At 73.3% G+C, this 16,722-nt stretch carries 12 protein-coding genes; 7 read left to right on the top strand and 5 right to left on the bottom strand.

Annotation, left to right across the window (positions count from 1 at the left end):
• The first annotated feature begins 46 nt into the window (after positions 1–46).
• The 3 genes from dxr to ispG are packed head-to-tail and all read left to right on the top strand — an operon-like array spanning position 47 to position 3,680.
• The gene (gene dxr, locus OHQ87_RS17200) at positions 47–1,258 is read left to right on the top strand and encodes a 1-deoxy-D-xylulose-5-phosphate reductoisomerase (protein WP_328339051.1); all 1,212 of its coding nucleotides are present in this window, start codon (positions 47–49) and stop codon (positions 1,256–1,258) included.
• Positions 1,258–2,499, top strand: a complete 1,242-nt coding sequence (locus OHQ87_RS17195; protein ID WP_328339049.1) for a M50 family metallopeptidase — start codon at positions 1,258–1,260, stop codon at positions 2,497–2,499. Before dxr ends, OHQ87_RS17195 begins: the two co-directional genes overlap by 1 nt.
• Positions 2,500–2,507: 8 nt before the next feature.
• Positions 2,508–3,680, top strand: coding sequence for a flavodoxin-dependent (E)-4-hydroxy-3-methylbut-2-enyl-diphosphate synthase (ispG, locus tag OHQ87_RS17190; protein WP_328339047.1), 1,173 nt, complete (start codon positions 2,508–2,510; stop codon positions 3,678–3,680).
• Positions 3,681–3,749: 69 nt separating this feature from the next.
• On the opposite strand, the gene OHQ87_RS17185 is transcribed toward ispG, so the two are convergent.
• Positions 3,750–4,334, bottom strand: coding sequence for a PadR family transcriptional regulator (locus OHQ87_RS17185; RefSeq protein ID WP_328339045.1), 585 nt, complete (start codon positions 4,332–4,334; stop codon positions 3,750–3,752).
• A 160-nt stretch (positions 4,335–4,494) separates the two neighbouring features.
• Here OHQ87_RS17185 and OHQ87_RS17180 point away from each other — a divergent pair, with 160 nt between their 5' ends.
• Both OHQ87_RS17180 and OHQ87_RS17175 read left to right on the top strand, forming a co-directional pair.
• Positions 4,495–5,334: a GNAT family N-acetyltransferase gene (locus OHQ87_RS17180; RefSeq protein WP_328339043.1), complete on the top strand. Its 840-nt coding sequence runs from the start codon at positions 4,495–4,497 to the stop codon at positions 5,332–5,334.
• 526 nt (positions 5,335–5,860) lie between these two features.
• Entirely contained in the window at positions 5,861–9,496 is a 3,636-nt protein-coding gene (locus tag OHQ87_RS17175) for an ABC transporter ATP-binding protein/permease (RefSeq protein ID WP_328339041.1), read from the top strand.
• 220 nt (positions 9,497–9,716) lie between these two features.
• Here the strand turns inward: OHQ87_RS17175 and OHQ87_RS17170 are convergent, their stop codons facing one another.
• The 4 genes from OHQ87_RS17170 to OHQ87_RS17155 all read right to left on the bottom strand — a co-directional run bounded on the left by OHQ87_RS17170 (position 9,717) and on the right by OHQ87_RS17155 (position 14,170).
• A complete protein-coding gene (locus OHQ87_RS17170; protein WP_328339039.1) occupies positions 9,717–10,784 on the bottom strand; it encodes an NADH:flavin oxidoreductase/NADH oxidase in 1,068 nt (355 codons plus the stop codon).
• Between the two features lie 96 nt (positions 10,785–10,880).
• A complete protein-coding gene (locus tag OHQ87_RS17165; RefSeq protein ID WP_328348893.1) occupies positions 10,881–12,191 on the bottom strand; it encodes a dicarboxylate/amino acid:cation symporter in 1,311 nt (436 codons plus the stop codon).
• A 205-nt stretch (positions 12,192–12,396) separates the two neighbouring features.
• Complete coding sequence (locus tag OHQ87_RS17160; RefSeq protein WP_328339037.1) at positions 12,397–13,212, bottom strand: DUF998 domain-containing protein; 816 nt, start codon at positions 13,210–13,212, stop codon at positions 12,397–12,399.
• On the bottom strand, positions 13,205–14,170 hold the full coding sequence (locus OHQ87_RS17155) for a glutathione S-transferase family protein (RefSeq protein WP_328339035.1): 966 nt from the start codon (positions 14,168–14,170) through the stop codon (positions 13,205–13,207). Before OHQ87_RS17155 ends, OHQ87_RS17160 begins: the two co-directional genes overlap by 8 nt.
• Positions 14,171–14,328: 158 nt before the next feature.
• Here OHQ87_RS17155 and pcaF point away from each other — a divergent pair, with 158 nt between their 5' ends.
• Both pcaF and OHQ87_RS17145 read left to right on the top strand, forming a co-directional pair.
• The gene (gene pcaF, locus OHQ87_RS17150) at positions 14,329–15,534 is read left to right on the top strand and encodes a 3-oxoadipyl-CoA thiolase (protein ID WP_328339033.1); all 1,206 of its coding nucleotides are present in this window, start codon (positions 14,329–14,331) and stop codon (positions 15,532–15,534) included.
• Positions 15,535–15,900: 366 nt separating this feature from the next.
• Positions 15,901–16,719 (top strand): SAM-dependent methyltransferase, encoded by an 819-nt coding sequence (locus OHQ87_RS17145; RefSeq protein ID WP_328339031.1) that lies wholly within the window; start codon positions 15,901–15,903, stop codon positions 16,717–16,719.
• The last annotated feature ends 3 nt before the right edge of the window (positions 16,720–16,722 follow it).

Raw genomic sequence — 16,722 nt, 5'->3', positions numbered from 1 at the left:
TGAGGCTCCCAGCCGGCGCACAGCGCGTACGGGGCAGAATGGCCGCGTGACAACTCCCCGGGATCTCGTACTGCTCGGCTCCACCGGTTCGATAGGCACCCAGGCGATCGACATCGTCAGGCGCAACCCGGGCCGGTTCCGGGTGGTGGCGCTCGGTGCCGGCGGCGGCAACGTCGAACTGCTCGCCACCCAGGCGCTCGAACTGGGCGTGGACGCGGTCGGGGTGGCGAAGGCGTCCGCCGCGCAGGATCTCCAGCTCGCCTTCTATGCCGAGGCGAGCCGCCGGGGCTGGGCCACCGGTGACTTCAAGCTGCCGAAGATCATCGCCGGCCCGGACGCGATGACCGAGCTGGCGCAGTGGCCCTGCGACGTGGTCCTCAACGGGGTGGTCGGGTCGCTCGGGCTCGCGCCGACGCTTGCCGCGCTGCGCTGTGGTCGTACCCTCGCGTTGGCCAACAAGGAGTCGCTGGTGGCCGGCGGCCCGCTGGTGAAGGCCGCGGTGACGCGGCCGGGGCAGATCGTGCCTGTCGACTCGGAGCATTCGGCGCTGGCCCAGTGCCTGCGCGGCGGGACGCGCGGCGAGGTACGGCGGCTGGTCGTCACGGCCAGCGGCGGGCCGTTCCGGGGGCGGCGGCGCGACGAGCTGACCGCTGTCACCCCGGAGCAGGCGCTGGCCCATCCGACCTGGAACATGGGGCCGGTCGTCACGATCAACTCGGCCACCATGGTCAACAAGGCGCTGGAGGTGATCGAGGCGCACGAGCTGTTCGACGTGCCCTACGCCGACATCACCGTGATGGTGCACCCGCAGTCGGTGATCCACTCGATGGTCGAGTTCGTCGACGGCTCCACCCTGGCCCAGGCGAGTCCGCCGGACATGCGGCTACCCATCGCGCTCGGCATCGGCTGGCCCGACCGGGTGCCGGACGCCGCCGCAGCAGTCGACTGGACCACCGCCCACACCTGGGAGTTCGCCCCGCTCGACGACGAGGCGTTCCCGGCGGTGGCGCTGGCCAAGGCGGCCGGCGAGGCGGGCCGCAGCAGGCCGGCGGTCTACAACGCGGCGAACGAGGAGTGCGTGGCGGCGTTCGTCGCCGGGCGGCTGCCGTTCCTCGGCATCGTCGACACCCTGGAGCGGGTGTTGGAGGACGCCCCCGATTTCGGTGCACCAGGTACCGTCGAGGACGTGCTCGCCGCCGAGTCGTGGGCGCGCGCGCACGCGCAGGAGATCATCTCGGGGTCGGGGAAGGAAGCCTGATGCTCTATCTGCTCGGGGTGCTGGTGATCGCCCTGGCGATCCTCATCTCGGTGAGCCTGCACGAGGCGGGTCACATGCTGACCGCCAAGGCGTTCGGGATGAAGGTCACCCGCTACTTCGTCGGCTTCGGGCCGACCATCTGGTCGTTCCGCCGGGGCGAGACGGAGTACGGCGTCAAGGCCATCCCGCTCGGCGGCTTCTGCAAGATCGTCGGGATGACGCCGCAGGACGACGACGTCGAACCGGGTGACGAGCAGCGGGCGATGTGGCGCTACCCGGTCTGGAAGCGGACGATCGTGATGTCGGCCGGCTCGGTCACCCACTTCGCGTTGGCCGTCATCGCGATCTGGCTGGCCGCCATGTTCATGGGCCTGCCCAACAAGAACCTGCCCAACCCGCTGCCGGCACACGTCAAGGTCGTCGACTGCGTCATCCCCACCGACGCGGCCCGCGAGTGCGCCCCGGGCGACCCGGTCAGCCCCGCCAAGCAGGCCGGGCTGCGCGACGACGACAGGATCGTGGCCATCAACGGGGTCTCGGTCGCCGACTACACCGCGCTGGTCAAGACCGTCCGTGACCTGCCCCCGGGGCAGCCGGCCACGATCAGCTACGAGCGCGACGGGACGCCCGGTGAGGTCCGGGCCGACCTCGCCGCCGTGCAGCGCAAGCCGCTCGACGACCCGAACGGCGCCCCGGTCACCGTCTCCGCCCTCGGCGTCGCCGGCCCGATGCTCCCGCCCGGCGTCCCGGCGAACGTCACCTACGGCCCGGTCGAGGCGATCCCGGCCACCGCCGGCTACACCAAGGACCTGGCCGTCGGCACCTACGAGGCGCTCAAGCGGATCCCCGACAAGGTCCCCGCCCTGTGGACCGCCGTCACCGGCGGCGAACGGGACAAGGACACCCCGATCAGCGTGGTCGGCGCGAGCCGGCTCGGCGGTGAGGCGCTGGAGAACGGCGTCTGGCAGTTGCTGGTCCTGCTCTTCATCTCGCTGAACTTCTTCGTCGGCGTGTTCAACCTGCTGCCGCTGCTGCCTCTCGACGGCGGCCACATCGCCATCGCCTGGTTCGAACGGGCCCGCTCCTGGCTCTACGCCCGGATCGGCAGGCGCGACCCGGGCCGGGTCGACTACCTCAAGCTGATGCCCATCACGTACGCGGTGATCCTCATCGGTGGCGCGTTCACGCTGCTCACCGCCACCGCGGACATCGTCAACCCGATCACGCTCTTCACGAGGTGAGTGCTCAAGTGACCGCTGTCAGTCTCGGTATGCCCGCCGTACCGCCCCCGCCGCTCGCCCCCCGCCGGGCCAGCCGCCAGATCATGGTCGGCTCGGTGCCGGTCGGTGGGGGTGCCCCGGTCTCGGTGCAGTCGATGACCACCACCCTCACCTCCGACGTCAACGCCACCCTCCAGCAGATCGCCGAGCTGACCGCCTCCGGCTGCCAGATCGTCCGGGTCGCCGTGCCCAGCCAGGACGACGTGGAGGCGCTGCCGGCGATCGCCCGCAAGTCGCAGATCCCGGTGATCGCCGACATCCACTTCCAGCCGAAGTACGTCTTCGCCGCGATCGACGCCGGCTGCGCGGCCGTCCGGGTCAACCCGGGCAACATCCGCCAGTTCGACGACAAGGTCAGGGAGATCGCGGCAGCGGCCTCCGCCGCCGGTACGCCGATCCGGATCGGCGTCAACGCCGGTTCGCTCGACAAGCGGCTGCTCGCCAAGTACGGCAAGGCCACCGCCGAGGCGCTTGTCGAGTCGGCGCTGTGGGAGTGCTCGCTGTTCGAGGAGCACGGCTTCCGGGACATCAAGATCTCGGTCAAGCACAACGACCCGGTGGTGATGATCCGGGCGTACCGGCAGCTCGCCGAGCAGTGCGACTACCCGCTGCACCTGGGCGTGACCGAGGCCGGGCCGGCGTTCCAGGGCACCATCAAGTCGGCTGTCGCCTTCGGGGCGCTGCTGGCCGAGGGGATCGGCGACACCATCCGGGTGTCGCTGTCCGCGCCGCCGGTCGAGGAGATCAAGGTCGGCAACCAGATCCTGGAGTCGCTGGGCCTGCGCGAGCGTGGCCTGGAGATCGTCTCCTGCCCGTCCTGCGGCCGGGCCCAGGTGGACGTCTACAAGCTCGCCGAGGAGGTCACCGCCGGCCTGGAGGGGCTGCCGGTGCCGCTGCGGGTCGCCGTGATGGGCTGCGTGGTGAACGGGCCCGGCGAGGCCCGCGAGGCCGACCTCGGCGTCGCCTCCGGCAACGGCAAGGGGCAGATCTTCGTCAAGGGGCAGGTCGTCAAGACCGTCCCCGAGGGGCAGATCGTCGAGACGCTTATCGAAGAGGCGCTGCGGATCGCCGACGAGATGGGCGCGGAGATCCCCGAGGAGCTGCGCGACCTGATCCCCGGCCCCACCGTCACCGTGCACTGACCTGTAGACACCGCCGAGGGCGGCCGTCCCCCAGCAGGGGACGGCCGCCCTTCTCCCGTGCGGGCCTGGTCACTCGGATTCGGCGAGGATCGCGTACAGCTTGCGGCGGGTCTCGTCGAGCACCTGGGCGGCGCGTTCCCGCTGGTCGTCGGTGCCGGTCGTCATCACCTGCCGCAGCGCGTGCATGGCCTGCGCGCCGGCGTCGCGGATGTCGTGCCAGCTGTTGACGGTGTCCTCGGCGAACTCCGCCCAGGGCGGGGTCTGCGCGGCCGTGGTGGCCTCCTCCCGACCGGCGTCGGTCAGGTCGAACCGCTTGCGCCCGCCGCCGGCCGGGTCGGTGCTCATGGCGATGACGCCCTCGTCCTCAAGCAGTTGCAGGGTCGGGTAGATCGAACCGGGGCTGGGCCGCCAGGCCCCACCGGTGCGGGAGTCGATCTCCTGGATCATCTCGTAGCCGTGCATCGGCCGCTCGGTGAGCAGGGCCAGCACCGCACCCCGGACGTTGGGCCGGCGTCCCCGGCCCCGCCCGCGACCACCCCGGCCGCCGCCCCAACCCCCGTGCCCGTGCCCGTGTGGGCCGGGCGGTACGGGCGGGAAGCCGAAGCCGCGTTGACGTGCCTCCTGTAGTGCGTGGATCCGACTGTGGAATCCCATCGTGTCGTTCCTTCCGTAGAGTGTCGCTGATGCATCAACGATATATCGCCAACGTGTCGCCGACAAGGGTGTTCGCGGTGGGACCGGGCCGGGGCCGGCGGACAGGCGGCTGCGCCGGTCGCCCGGCGGACCACCGCCTGTATCTGGCAGGCTGGTAACCGTGCTGACGGTGCCGGTACGTCAACTGGGAGAGTCCGAACGACGCGCGGTCGAGCGGCTGCTCGACCTCGACCCGTTCGCGGGCGCGCAGGTCGCCGAACGGGTTTCCGCCCGAGGGCTGGCCTGGTGGCGGGCCGAGGGACGCATCCTGGGCTACGGCACCCGCCGCAACCTGGAGTCGATCTGCTGGCTCGGCGGCAACCTCACCCCGATCCTCGCCACCGACTCGGCCGTCGCCGCCTTCGCCGAGCAGCTCGCCGGCGAGGAACGGCTCTGCTCCTCCATCGTCGGGCGGGCCGACGCGGTGCTCGGCCTCTGGGAACGGCTCGCCGACCACTGGGGCCCGGCCCGCGACGTACGCCCCAACCAGCCGCTACTGGCCACCGACGCGTTGCCCCGCATCCCGGTCGACCCCGAGGTACGTCGGGTGCGGCCCAGCGAGGTGCACCGGCTCTTCCCGGCGGCGGTCGCCATGTACGCCGAGGAGGTCGGTGTCTCACCGCTTGCCGACGACGACGGCCGGGCCTACCGCCGCCGCGTCGAGGACCTGGTCCGGGCCGGTCGGGCGTACGCCCGCCTGGTCGACGGGGAGGTCGTGTTCAAGGCCGAACTGGCGGTGGTGACCCGCCGGACCGCCCAGATCCAGGGCGTCTGGGTGGCGCCGCAGTGGCGGGGACGCGGGATCGCCACCGCCGCGATGGCCGCCGTGGTACGCGACGCGCTGCTCCGGGTCGCCCCCACGGTCAGCCTCTACGTCAACGACTTCAACCTCCCCGCCCGCCGCGTCTACCAACGCTGCGGCTTCCACCCGGTAGGCACCCTCGCCACCATCCTCTTCTAACACCCCCTCCCCCCTCCCTCCCCTTTCCCCCTCCCGCCCCGCTGCCCCCTGCCCCGCTGCCCCCTGCCCCGCCCCGCTGCCCCCTGCCCCGCCCCGCTGCCCCCTGCCCCGCCCCGCTGCCCCCTGCCCCGCCCCGCTGCCCCCTGCCCCGCCCCGCTGCCCCCTGCCCCGCTGCCCCCCGTCCCGCCCCGCTGCCCCGTCCCGCCCCGGTGATCAAGAGAAATACGTCAACATCCCCCCGGCAGGTGACCCAAACCTCTTGATCACCGGGGCGGGACGGCGATGGTGTTCGGTGATCAAGAGGTTTGGGTCAACTTTGATGTGGCGGGTGACGTAAAGCTCTTGATCACCGGGGCGGGACGGGGCAGCGGGGCGGGACGGGGGGGCAGCGGGGCGGGGGCAGGGGGAGTGAGGGTAGGTGGGAGCGGGGGTAGGTGGGAGTGGGGGTGGGGGTAAATGTGTTGAGGGGAGGGGGTTTGGGGGGCAGGCTGGGGGGACCGCCGCCCCGAGTCCGGAGGGAATCTCCATGCGCCTGCTCCGTGATCTCTGGGCCTCCGCGCCGCGTCGCGTGACGGTCGTGATCGTCCTCGTGGTGCTCGGCGCCGCCGGCCAGGCCGCCGCCTCGGCGGTCGCCGGGCCGGTACTGGTGCACCGCTCGGCCGGCTGGTTCACCGCGCTGGTCGTGGCGCTGGTCGTCGCCGTCTGCGCCGAGTTGGTGATCGCGCTGTTGATGGCGGGCATCACCGCCGACTGGTCCGCCGACGTGCGCCGCCGGCTCTGCCGGGTCGCTCTCGGGCAGGACCTGCCCACGCTGGAGGGCACCCCCGTCGGTGAACTGCTCGACCGGATCGACAACGACGTCTACCAGGTCGCCGCCGAGCTGCGGAACAACGGCGTACGGCTCGTCCAGGGGCTGGTGCTCTGCCTGCTCGCCACGGTCAGCGCGCTGTTCGTCTGGTGGCCGGCCGGCGTCGCCATGCTGCTGCTCACCGTGCTGCTCGGGGTGCTGCTGCGCCGCCCCACCTCCGCCATCGCGCCGGCGCGGATGTTCGAGGAGGAGGCCTGGTCGGACCTGGCCGCCGTGATGGAGGAGGCGGTGCACGGCCAGGACGACGTACGCACCAGCCTCGCCCAGCCGTACGTGCTGCGGCTCTACGCCCGGCGGGCGGCCGAGGTGCTGGCCCGCTGCCGCCGGGTCTTCCTGATGTCGGCGCGGGTTACCGCCGTCGCCGCCGGCACCATCCGGGTCGGGATCGCCGCAGTGGTGCTCGCCGGGGCCTGGGCGTTGACCACCGACCGGGTCGACGGGGCCCGGTTGACCGCGATCTGGCTGCTTGCGCTGAGCTTCGGCGCGACCGTCGAACACCTCTCCCGCTGGGTGCCACACCTTCAGTACGCGCTCGGCGCCTGGGCCCGGGTGTTGTTGCTCTCCGACGCCCGACAGGAACCGTCCGGCGGGGTCGTCCCCACCGAGGGCGACCTGACCCTGCGCGGGCTCACCTTCCGTTATCCGGCCGCCGGGGAAGGCGAGCGTCCGGCCGGCGGGGAGGGCGAGCATCGGGCCGCCGGGGAAGGCGAGCGTCCGGCCGGCGGGGAGGGCGAGCGCAGGCCGGCACTGCGCGACGTCCGGCTCAGCTTCGTCCGGGGCCGGTCGTACGCGCTGGTCGGCCGGACCGGGTCGGGCAAGTCCACGTTGGCCAAGGTGCTCACCCGGGCGGTCGAGGTGCCGCGCGGGACCGTCCTGCTCGGTGACACCGACCTGTGCGACCTGGACGTCGAGGAACTGCGCCGGTGGATCGCGGTGGTGCCGCAGCGTACCGAGATCCTGGCCGGCACCCTCGCCGAGAACGTCGCCCTGTTCGACCCCGACCTGCTCGACGAGGCACCCCGGGCGCTGGCCGAGCTGGGCCTCACCGGCTGGGTCGCGGAGCTGCCGGAGGGCATCCGGACCCGGCTCGGCGAGGGCGGCCACGTGCTCTCGGCCGGTCAGGAACAGCTCGTGGCGTTCGCCCGCATCCTGGTCCGCGATCCGCACGTGGTGATCCTCGACGAGGCCACCGCGCGGCTCGACCCGGTCACCGAGGCCCGGGTACGCGAGGCGACCGAACGCCTGCTCACCGACCGGATCGGCATCATCATCGCGCACCGGCTCTCCTCCGTGCAGCGCTGCGACGAGGTGGTGGTGATGGCCGACGGGGCGGTCCTGGAGGCTGGACCGCTGCGTTCCTCGGCCCGCTTCGCCGAGCTGCTCGCCACCAGCCACGCCGCCGCGTACGCCCCGGTCGGGGTGGCCCTGGCCGGCGCCACCCGGGGCGGGGTGGACCTGCTCGACGGTCCGGGCGTCACCTGCCCGACCGCCGACGGGCCGGCTCGGGTCGGAGCCGACGGGCCGGCTCGGGTCGGAGCCGCCGGGGCGACCGGGGAGACCGGGGCGTCCGGGCGGGCGGCGGTTGCCGTACCGAAGGGGGAGCCGCCGCCGCTGCCGGCCGCCGCCCCCGCGCGGACCATGCGGGAGATCCTGCGACTGGCCACCAACGACCCGCGTTTCGGCCTGTTGTCGATCGCGATGTTCGTGGTGATGACCGTGTTCGGCCTGGACGGTACGGTGCTGCCCTGGCTCTGGGCGGACGTGGTCGACGGCGGCAACCCGTGGCTGCCGGCGATCGGCATCGCGGGCGCGCTGCTGGTCGTGCTGCCGTTGCCCTACTGGACCAACCTGCGCTTCCCCCAGTGGTGGGTACGGCAGATGCTGCGGATCAGCCTGCGGCTGGTGAACGGGCAGACCGGCCCGCGCCGGACCAGCGCGCACACCCCGGCCGAGGTGGTGGCCCAGGCTGGCGACACCGAACGGGTCGTGCAGCTCGCCGACAACATGTCGGACCAGTTCATCGCCCTGGTCATCATGGTGGTCATGACGGCGGTGACGGGCAGCTTCGTACCGGCGTTGTTCTTCCTCGGCGCGATGGCCGTCTCCGGGTTCGCCGCCACCCTGTTCGGCCCCCGGCTGGAACGCTCCGCCCGGGACACCGTCGCCGCCCGCGCCGCCTTCGCCACCGCGTTGGTCTCCTCGCTGTCGGCGGCCCGGACGGTCAAGTTGGCCGGCGCGACCCGGCCGGTGCTCGACCACCTCTCGGCGCTGGACCTGGTCCGCAGCGACCGGCAGCGGTGGGAGATCTCGGCGCAGGTGTGGGCCCGGTCCACCCCCTCGCTGGCCAGTGGACTGCTGCCGATCGGTGCGTGGGCGCTCTACCTGGCCGGCGGGCTCTCCGCCGGTGCCACCCTGGTCGCCGTCTCCACTCTCGGCGCGGCCCGCTGGTTTGCCTGGACCGCCGCGTCACTGGTCTCGCAGTACCCGTCGGCGCGGGTCTGGACCCGCCGGACGGTGGCGATGACCGGGACCGGGGCGTACTCGGCGCAGTTGCCCGGGGTGGACCTCGTCGCCGGGACCGCCCCCGCGCCGGAGCCGCCGCCCCGCCGGCCACTGCGCCGGTTGGAACTGGTCGGCTTCGGGGCGGTGCACTCCGACGGCACCCTGGCCGTCCGGGGTGTCGACCTGACCGTGGACCGGGGCCGACTGGTGCTGGTGGTCGGTCCGGTCGGCGCGGGCAAATCGTCGCTGCTGCGGGCGCTGGCCGGGATCGTGCACCACGTCGGCGAGCTGCGCTGGAACGGCGAGCCGGTGACCGAGCCGGAGCTGTTCCTCCGCCCCCAGCAGGTCGGTTACGTCAGTCAGCTCCCCCGGGTGCTCTCCGGCACGGTGGCCGACAACATCGCCCTCGGGCACGACGTGGACGCCGCCGGGGCGGTGACCACCGCCCAGCTCGCCCACGACCTGGCGACCGGGGGCGGGTTGGGGCTGCTCATCGGGCACAAGGGCACCCGGCTCTCCGGCGGGCAGTTGCAGCGGCTGGCGCTGGCCCGGGCCCTCGCGCCGCGTACCGAACTGCTTGTCGCCGACGACGTGTCGTCCGCGCTGGACGTCACCACCGAGCTGGCGCTCTGGGCGGCGCTGCGCGAGCACGGGGTGACAGTGGTCGGCTCCACCTCCAAACGGGCCGCGCTGGTCCGCGCGGACCACGTGGTGGTGCTTGTCGATGGCACGGTCGTCGCCCAGGGCCCGTGGCGTGACCTGGAGGACGACTGGGGCCACCTGGCCGGCTGACCCGGGGCCGGTGCGCCGGGTGCGCCGCTGCGATGCGGGATGGTGCCGCGCCTGGGGTGGGGCGACGTCGGGCAGGGTGGGTGCCGCAGGTTCGTGGAGAGTTCTTGTCGCTGGGGCGACAAGAACTCTCCACAAAGACAGCGACCGCGGGACCGCAGGGCGCGGTGACCCGGCGTGGGCCGCCGCCGGGCCGTCCGGCGCGGGGTCAGAAGGCGCGGGGTCAGAAGGCGCGGGCGTACGGGTCGGGCCAGTCGGGGGTGGCACCGAGCTTGGCGGCGGCGCGGCGTGGCCAGTACGGGTCGCGGAGCAGCTCCCGACCGAGCAGCACCAGATCGGCCTCCCCGCCGGCGACGATCTGCTCGGCCTGCTCCGGCTCGACGATCAGGCCGACGGCACCCGTCGGGACGCCCGCCTCGCGGCGGATCCGCGCGGCCAGCGGCACCTGGTAGCCCGGCCCGACCGGAATGGTCGCCCTGGCCGCCGCCCCACCGGAGGAGGCGTCCACCAGGTCCACCCCGGTCGCGGCCAGCTCGGCGGCGAGGGCCACGCTGTCGTCCACCGTCCAGCCGCCGTCGACCCAGTCGGTGGCGGAGATCCGGGCGAGCACCGGGACCTGCTCACCGACGGCGGCGCGTACCGCGCGGGCCACCTCCAGGGTGAGCCGCATCCGGGCGGCCCGGTCGCCGCCGTAGCCGTCGGTGCGGTGGTTGGTCAGCGGGGACAGGAATTCGTGCAGCAGGTAGCCGTGCGCGGCGTGGATCTCCACCACGGCGAAGCCGGCGTCGACGGCCCGACCGGCGGCGACGGCGAAGGCCGACACCACCTCGGCGATCCCCGCCGCGTCCAGCGCGGTCGGCTGCCGGTAGTCGGGCAGGAACGGCTCGGCTCCCGGCCCGACCGGCGTCCAACCGCCCTCGGCGTCCGGCACCCCGCCGCGCTCCTGCGCCCACGGCCGGTACGTGCTGGCCTTGAACCCGGCGTGGGCGAGTTGCACGGCGGGCACCGCCCCCTGGCCGGCGACGAACGCGGTGACCGGACGCCACGCGTCGACGTGCGCGTCGGACCAGAGGCCGGTGTCCTGGGGGCTGATCCGCCCCTCGGGGACGACGGCGGTCGCCTCGGTGAGGACCAGGCCGGCACCGCCGACGGCCCGGGAGCCGAGGTGCACCCGGTGCCAGTCGGTGGGCAGGCCGTCCGGGCCGGCGCTGTACTGGCACATCGGTGCCAGGGCGATCCGGTTGGGCAGGGTGACGCCGCGCAGGGCGAGCGGGGTGAACAGGGCACTCATGCGGGTGATCCTCCGGTACGGACGGGCAGCGGTGCAGGGCGGGGAGGACCCGGCCGGGTGCCCCACCGCCCCGACGGCAGGGCACCCGGCCGGCGCTCAGGCGGGTGCCGGCGTCAGTTCGTCCCGGCGGGTCGGCCGGTCGGCGTCGGCGGTCTCGTCGTCGGGGTCGATCAGGTCGCGCCGGCCGGCGTTGGCGTAGGCGTCCCGGTCCAGGGTGCCCTCGCGGGCGGCCACGATGGTCGGCACGACGGCCTGTCCGGCCACGTTGGTGGCGGTGCGGATCATGTCGAGGATCGGGTCGATCGCCAGCAGCAGACCGGCCCCGGCCAGCGGCAGGCCCAGCGTGCTCAGGGTCAGGGTGAGCATCACGATGGCGCCGGTCAGGCCGGCGGTGGCGGCCGAGCCGACCACCGAGACGAAGGCGATCAGCAGGTAGTCGCCGACCCCGAGGTCGACCCCGAAGACCTGCGCCACGAAGATCGCGGCGAGCGCCGGGTAGATCGCGGCGCAGCCGTCCATCTTGGTGGTCGCGCCGAACGGCACCGCGAAGGAGGCGTACTCGCGGGGGACGCCGAGCCGCTCGACGGAGCGCTGGGTCACCGGCATGGTGCCCACCGAGGAGCGGGAGACGAAGGCCAGCTCGATCGCCGGCCAGGCACCGGCGAAGAAGCGCAGCGGGTTGAGCCGGCCGGCCGTCACCAGCAGCAGCGGGTAGACCACGAACAGGACGATCGCGCAGCCGACGTAGACGGCGGTGGTGAACTTCGCCAGCGGGGCCAGCAGGTCCCAGCCGTACGCGGCGACGGCGTGGCCGATCAGGCCGAGGGTGCCGATCGGGGCGAGCCGGATCACCCACCACAGCGCCTTCTGCACGATGCTCAGCACCGCCCGGTTGAGCTCGACGAACGGTTCGGCAGCCGCGCCGACAAGCAGCGCGGCGGCACCGACCACCACGGCGAGGAAGACGATCTGGAGCACGTTGCCCTCGACGAACGCGCCGACCGGGTTGGTCGGCACGATGCCGGTGAGGAAGTCCGTCCACGAGCCGGTGGTCTTCGGCGGGGTGGCGCCGCCGACGTCCAGGGTCACCCCCCGGCCCGGGTCGGTGAGCAGGCCGATGCCGATGCCGATGCTCACCGCGATCAGCGCGGTGATGCCGAACCAGAGCAGCGTCTTCAGCGCCAGCCGGGCGGCGTTGGCCACCCCGCGCAGGCTGACCACGCTGACCACGATGGCGGTGAAGACAAGCGGCGGTACGGCCAGCTTGAGCAGCTGGACGAAGAGGCCGCCGACTGTGTCGAGGGTGCTGGCCAGCCAGCTCAGGTCGTTGGCGCGGGCGAGGAAGCCCAGCGCCACGCCGAGCACCAGGCCGAGCAGGATCTGGGCGGAGAAGGGGAACTTACGCAGGGCGGAAGCCATCAGGATGTGTCCAAGGTCAGCAGGGGTGGTCGGCGGGCGGCGTCAGGAGCGCGGCTACGCCGGACAGACCCCGCTGGCCTGCCGTCGGAGGTCGACGTACAGGCGCACGGTCAGGTGCCAGACATTGGTCATCGCCTGCCGACGTTACTCCCGGCCGGACGGCAGGTGGAATGAGTGCCCGGCGTGAGGCTCCTTACACGGGTGTTCTCGACCCGGCGACCCGTTCGTCACGTCCGGCCTGCTCCGGATCACCTGTCACGCCTGGTCGGTCAGCTCCGGTCGCACCGGGCCGGACCGCTGCGGGCAGGTCGTGCCGGTGCCGGGTCAGCAGCAGAGCGGTGCTCAGGCCCCAGCCGGCGCAGATCACCAGCAGCACCCGTTCCAGGCCCCCCACCAGGCCACCCCGCCCCACCGTCAGCAGACCCAGCGCGATCACCCCGGCCACCGGCAACGCCACCACCCCGGCCATCCGGGCCACCCGTCGCAGGGCCGCCGTCGCCGGGCGGAGGAACCCGACCACAAGCATCGCGAGCACTGTCGCCCCGGCCGCCGCGATGCTGGCCCCGGCGTGCACCAGGTCGGCCGGCGTCGTCGCCTCGAACGGTGGCAGCGGGCAGCCGGCGCTGCACGTCACCGCACCGGAGAGCGCCGTGCCGGCCGCGCCGGCCGCGAGCAGGCCGGCCGCGAGCCGCAGCGCCGCCGGCAGCGCGGCGGCCAGCACCAGCAGCGCCGCCGCCAGGGCGAAGACCCCCATCCGGTACGTCGACGCGAAAGCGTTGCCGGTGATGCCGGCCTCACTGACGTACCCGCTCGACAGGCTGACCGGACCGGCCGCGACGGCGACCGTCACCGCGCCCGTGCCGACCAGCACGCACCCGGCGGCGGCCCACCCGGCGACCACCCGGACCGGTACGGGTCCGGCCTCGGGGCCGGGGCGTGCTCCCGCTTCGGCACCGAGGTCAGGGGCGAGCGCGGGGCCAGCGTCGGACCCGGGGGCGGGGTCAGGCACGGCCGTGCGGGGTGAGCCAACCGGCGGTGTCCGGACCCGCCGGCACGACGCCGGTCGGATTGATCTCGCGGTGGGTGGCGTAGTAGTGCCGCTTGATGTGGTCGAAGTCCACCGTCGCACCGAAGCCCGGGGTCTGGAACAGATCCCGGGCGTACGCCCACAGCAACGGCATCTCGGTCAGCTTCTGCCTGTTGCACTTGAAATGTCCGTGGTATGCCACGTCGAAGCGGATCAGGGTGGTGAACAGCCGGACGTCCGCCTCGGTGATCGAGTCACCCATCAGGTAGCGCCGCTCCGCCAGCCGCTGCGACAGCGCGTCCAACCTGTCGAACAACGCCGTGTACGCCTCGTCGTACGCCTGCTGGGAGGTGGCGAAGCCGCACCGGTACACACCGTTGTTGACGTCGGCGTGGATGTCCGCCATCAACGCGTCCATGTCCGGCCGCAGCGCGACCGGGTAGAGGTCGGGGGCGTCCGGGGCGTGGAACCGTCGCCACTGTGTCGACAGGTCGAGGGTGAGCTGCGGATAGTCGTTGCTGACCACCCGGCCGGTCAGTGTGTCCACCAGCGCCGGCACGGTCACCCGGCCGGTGTAGTCCGGGTCGGTGGCGAGGTAGGCCTCGGAGAGGAAAGAGACGCCCAGCGCCGGGTCGACGCCGTCCGGATCCAGGGTGAACCGCCACCCCCGTTCGTCGCGGATCGGGTCGACCGTGCCCAGCGAGATCACCTCGTCCAGGCCGAGCAGACCGCGCACGATCCGGGCCCGGTGTGCCCACGGGCAGGCCCGGCACCAGATCAACCGGTAGCGACCGGCCTCCAGCGGCCAACGCCCCTGGTCGTCCGGGCCGCCGCCCGCGGGCGACGTGGAGTGCGGGCTGACCCGGCCGGTGAACCGGTTGGGCTGGCGGACGAAGGCCCCGCCGCCGGAGGTCTCTGCGCTGAACTGGGCCCGGGTCATACCGCCAACCTATCCGGCGCGGGCCAGGCCGACAGGCGTCCCGTCGTGGCGCGGGTGTGCGGGAAGCCCTCCGGCGCGGGCCCGGATATCCTGACGCCGACGTCCCCCGTGACCCGGGCGACCGCCAGCCCCTTCCCACCCCCGAAGGACGTGCGTCGATGACCGTGGCATACCTCGTGGCCGGAGTCCGTACCCCGATCGGCCGGTACGCCGGCGCCCTCGCCGGGGTGCGCCCCGACGACCTGGCCGCCCACGTGCTGCGCGAACTGGTCTCCCGACACCCGACGGTGGACTGGAACCGGGTCGACGACGTGGTGCTGGGCTGCGCCAACCAGGCCGGTGAGGACAACCGCAACGTGGCCCGGATGGCGGCGCTGCTGGCCGGCCTGCCGCAGGAGGTGCCGGGCAGCACCGTCAACAGGCTCTGCGGTTCCGGCCTGGACGCGCTGGCCACCGCCGCCCGCGCCGTGGCGGCCGGGGAGGCCGACCTGGTGCTCGCCGGTGGTGTGGAGAGCATGAGCCGGGCCCCGTTCGTCATGCCGAAGGCCACCACGCCCTATTCCCGCGCCGCCGAGGTGTACGACACCACCCTCGGCTGGCGGCTGGTCAACCCGCTGATGGAGGCGGGCTGGGGCATCGACTCGATGCCGGAGACGGCCGAGAACGTGGCCGCCGAGTTCGGCGTCGACCGGCGCGCGCAGGACGAGTTCGCGCTGCGGTCGCAGCAGCGGGCCGCCAAGGCGCAGGCCGACGGCCGGTTCGCCGAGGAGATCGTGCCGGTGACCGTGCCGGCCGGCCGCCGGGAGACGAAGCTGGTCGAGGTCGACGAGCACCCCCGGGAGACCACGCTTTCGAAGCTTGCCGCGCTGCCCACCCCGTTCCGGGCCGGCGGCACGGTCACCGCCGGCAACTCCTCGGGCGTCAACGACGGCGCGGTGGCCCTGCTTGTCGCCTCCGAGGCGGCGGTGTCCCGGTACGACCTGACCCCGCTCGCCCGGGTCCGCGGCGCGGCGGCGGCCGGCGTACCGCCCCGGGTCATGGGGATCGGGCCGGTGCCGGCCACCCGCCGGCTGCTGGACCGGCTCGGTGTGGCCCTGGCCGACGTCGACGTGATCGAGCTGAACGAGGCGTTCGCCGCGCAGGGGATCGCGGTGCTGCGCGAACTGGGCCTGCCGGAGGACGCCGAGCACGTCAACCCGAACGGCGGGGCGATCGCCCTGGGGCATCCGTTGGGGGCCAGCGGGGCCCGGCTGGCGTTGACCGCCGCCCTGGAACTGCGCCGCCGGGGCGGCCGGCGGGCCCTGGCGACCATGTGCGTCGGGGTGGGCCAGGGCATCTCCCTGCTGCTCGAATCCGCCGACTGAACCGGCTCGGCCGGCTATCGGTGACCCGCCGCCTGACCCGGCCGGGCCGATCACTGTTGGCCATAGGGCCAGACCGGCCGGGCCGACCGTCGGACCTCCCGCCGATCAACCGGGCGGGGTGTCCGGTCCGGCTACCGCCGTCACCTTTCGGTGTGCGCTTGACTTCCTACGGTGACCGCAGGTCAGCCAGGCTGTCCGGCCGGCCACAGATCGGGCTGAGCTGATCTCCCGTACCTGGACCGACGGGCCTAGAGTGGTCAGCACCACACGATCCGCGGGTCGGCCGGTGCGGCTCCGCGTGCCCGCGCACGCCGCCGATGCCGGTGCCCTCCCGCACCGCGGCGACACACTGGGGGCCAGGCAGAGATGCAGACGCCGGACGGACTTCCCGCCGAGATCGACCTGAGCCGGCCCAGTGCCGCCCGGGTCTACGACTACTTCCTCGGCGGTGCGCACAACTTCGAGATCGACAGGCGGCTCGCCGAGCAGATCGCCAGCATGACCCCGAACCTCGCCGCCACCATGCGCTCCGGCCGGGAGTTCCTGCGCCGCGCGGTCCGGGTGCTGCTCGACGCCGGCATCGACCAGTTCCTCGACATCGGTTCGGGCATCCCCACCGTCGGCAACGTCCACGAGGTCGCCCAGGCCGCCAACCCGCAGGCCCGGATCGTCTACGTCGACATCGACCCGGTCGCCGTGGCGCACAGCCGGGAACTGCTCGCCGGCAACGACAAGGCCGTCGCCGTCCACGCCGACCTGCGCGAGCCGAAGAGGATCCTGGACGAGGCCCAGGCCAGTGGCCTGATCGACTTCGACCGGCCGCTCGGCATCCTGCTCGCCGGGGTCGTGCACTTCGTCCCGGACGCCGACCGGCCGGCCGACATCCTGGCCATCCTGCGGGCCGCCGCCGTACCCGGCAGCTTCCTGGTCGTCTCCCACTCCACCTTCGAGGACCAGCCACAGGAGATGCTGGACGCGCAACGCCTCTCTGCGCGTACCGACACCGAGATCACGCTGCGGTCCCGCGCCGAGATCACCGGTTTCTTCGGCGACTGGACGGTACTGGAGCCCGGTGTGGTGCACATGCCGTTGTGGCGGCCCGACTCGCCGTCCGACGTGGACGATCACCCCGAGCGGTTCGGGGCGTTCGGCGGCGTCGCGCGGCACGACCGTCCGGCCGGCTGAGCC

It is taken from the genome of Micromonospora sp. NBC_00421 (assembly GCF_036017915.1).
Taxonomy (GTDB): domain Bacteria; phylum Actinomycetota; class Actinomycetes; order Mycobacteriales; family Micromonosporaceae; genus Micromonospora.
This window is presented reverse-complemented; position numbering and strand designations above follow the sequence as displayed.

Bases quoted from the DNA above. Each gene is read 5' to 3' on its own strand.
- OHQ87_RS17195 (WP_328339049.1), top strand. From the start codon at position 1,258: ATGCTCTATCTGCTCGGGGTGCTGGTGATCGCCCTGGCGATCCTCATC.
- OHQ87_RS17185 (WP_328339045.1), bottom strand. From the start codon at position 4,334: ATGGGATTCCACAGTCGGATCCACGCACTACAGGAGGCACGTCAACGC.
- OHQ87_RS17175 (WP_328339041.1), top strand. From the start codon at position 5,861: ATGCGCCTGCTCCGTGATCTCTGGGCCTCCGCGCCGCGTCGCGTGACG.
- OHQ87_RS17170 (WP_328339039.1), bottom strand. From the start codon at position 10,784: ATGAGTGCCCTGTTCACCCCGCTCGCCCTGCGCGGCGTCACCCTGCCC.
- OHQ87_RS17155 (WP_328339035.1), bottom strand. From the start codon at position 14,170: ATGACCCGGGCCCAGTTCAGCGCAGAGACCTCCGGCGGCGGGGCCTTC.
- pcaF (WP_328339033.1), top strand. From the start codon at position 14,329: ATGACCGTGGCATACCTCGTGGCCGGAGTCCGTACCCCGATCGGCCGG.
- OHQ87_RS17145 (WP_328339031.1), top strand. From the start codon at position 15,901: ATGCAGACGCCGGACGGACTTCCCGCCGAGATCGACCTGAGCCGGCCC.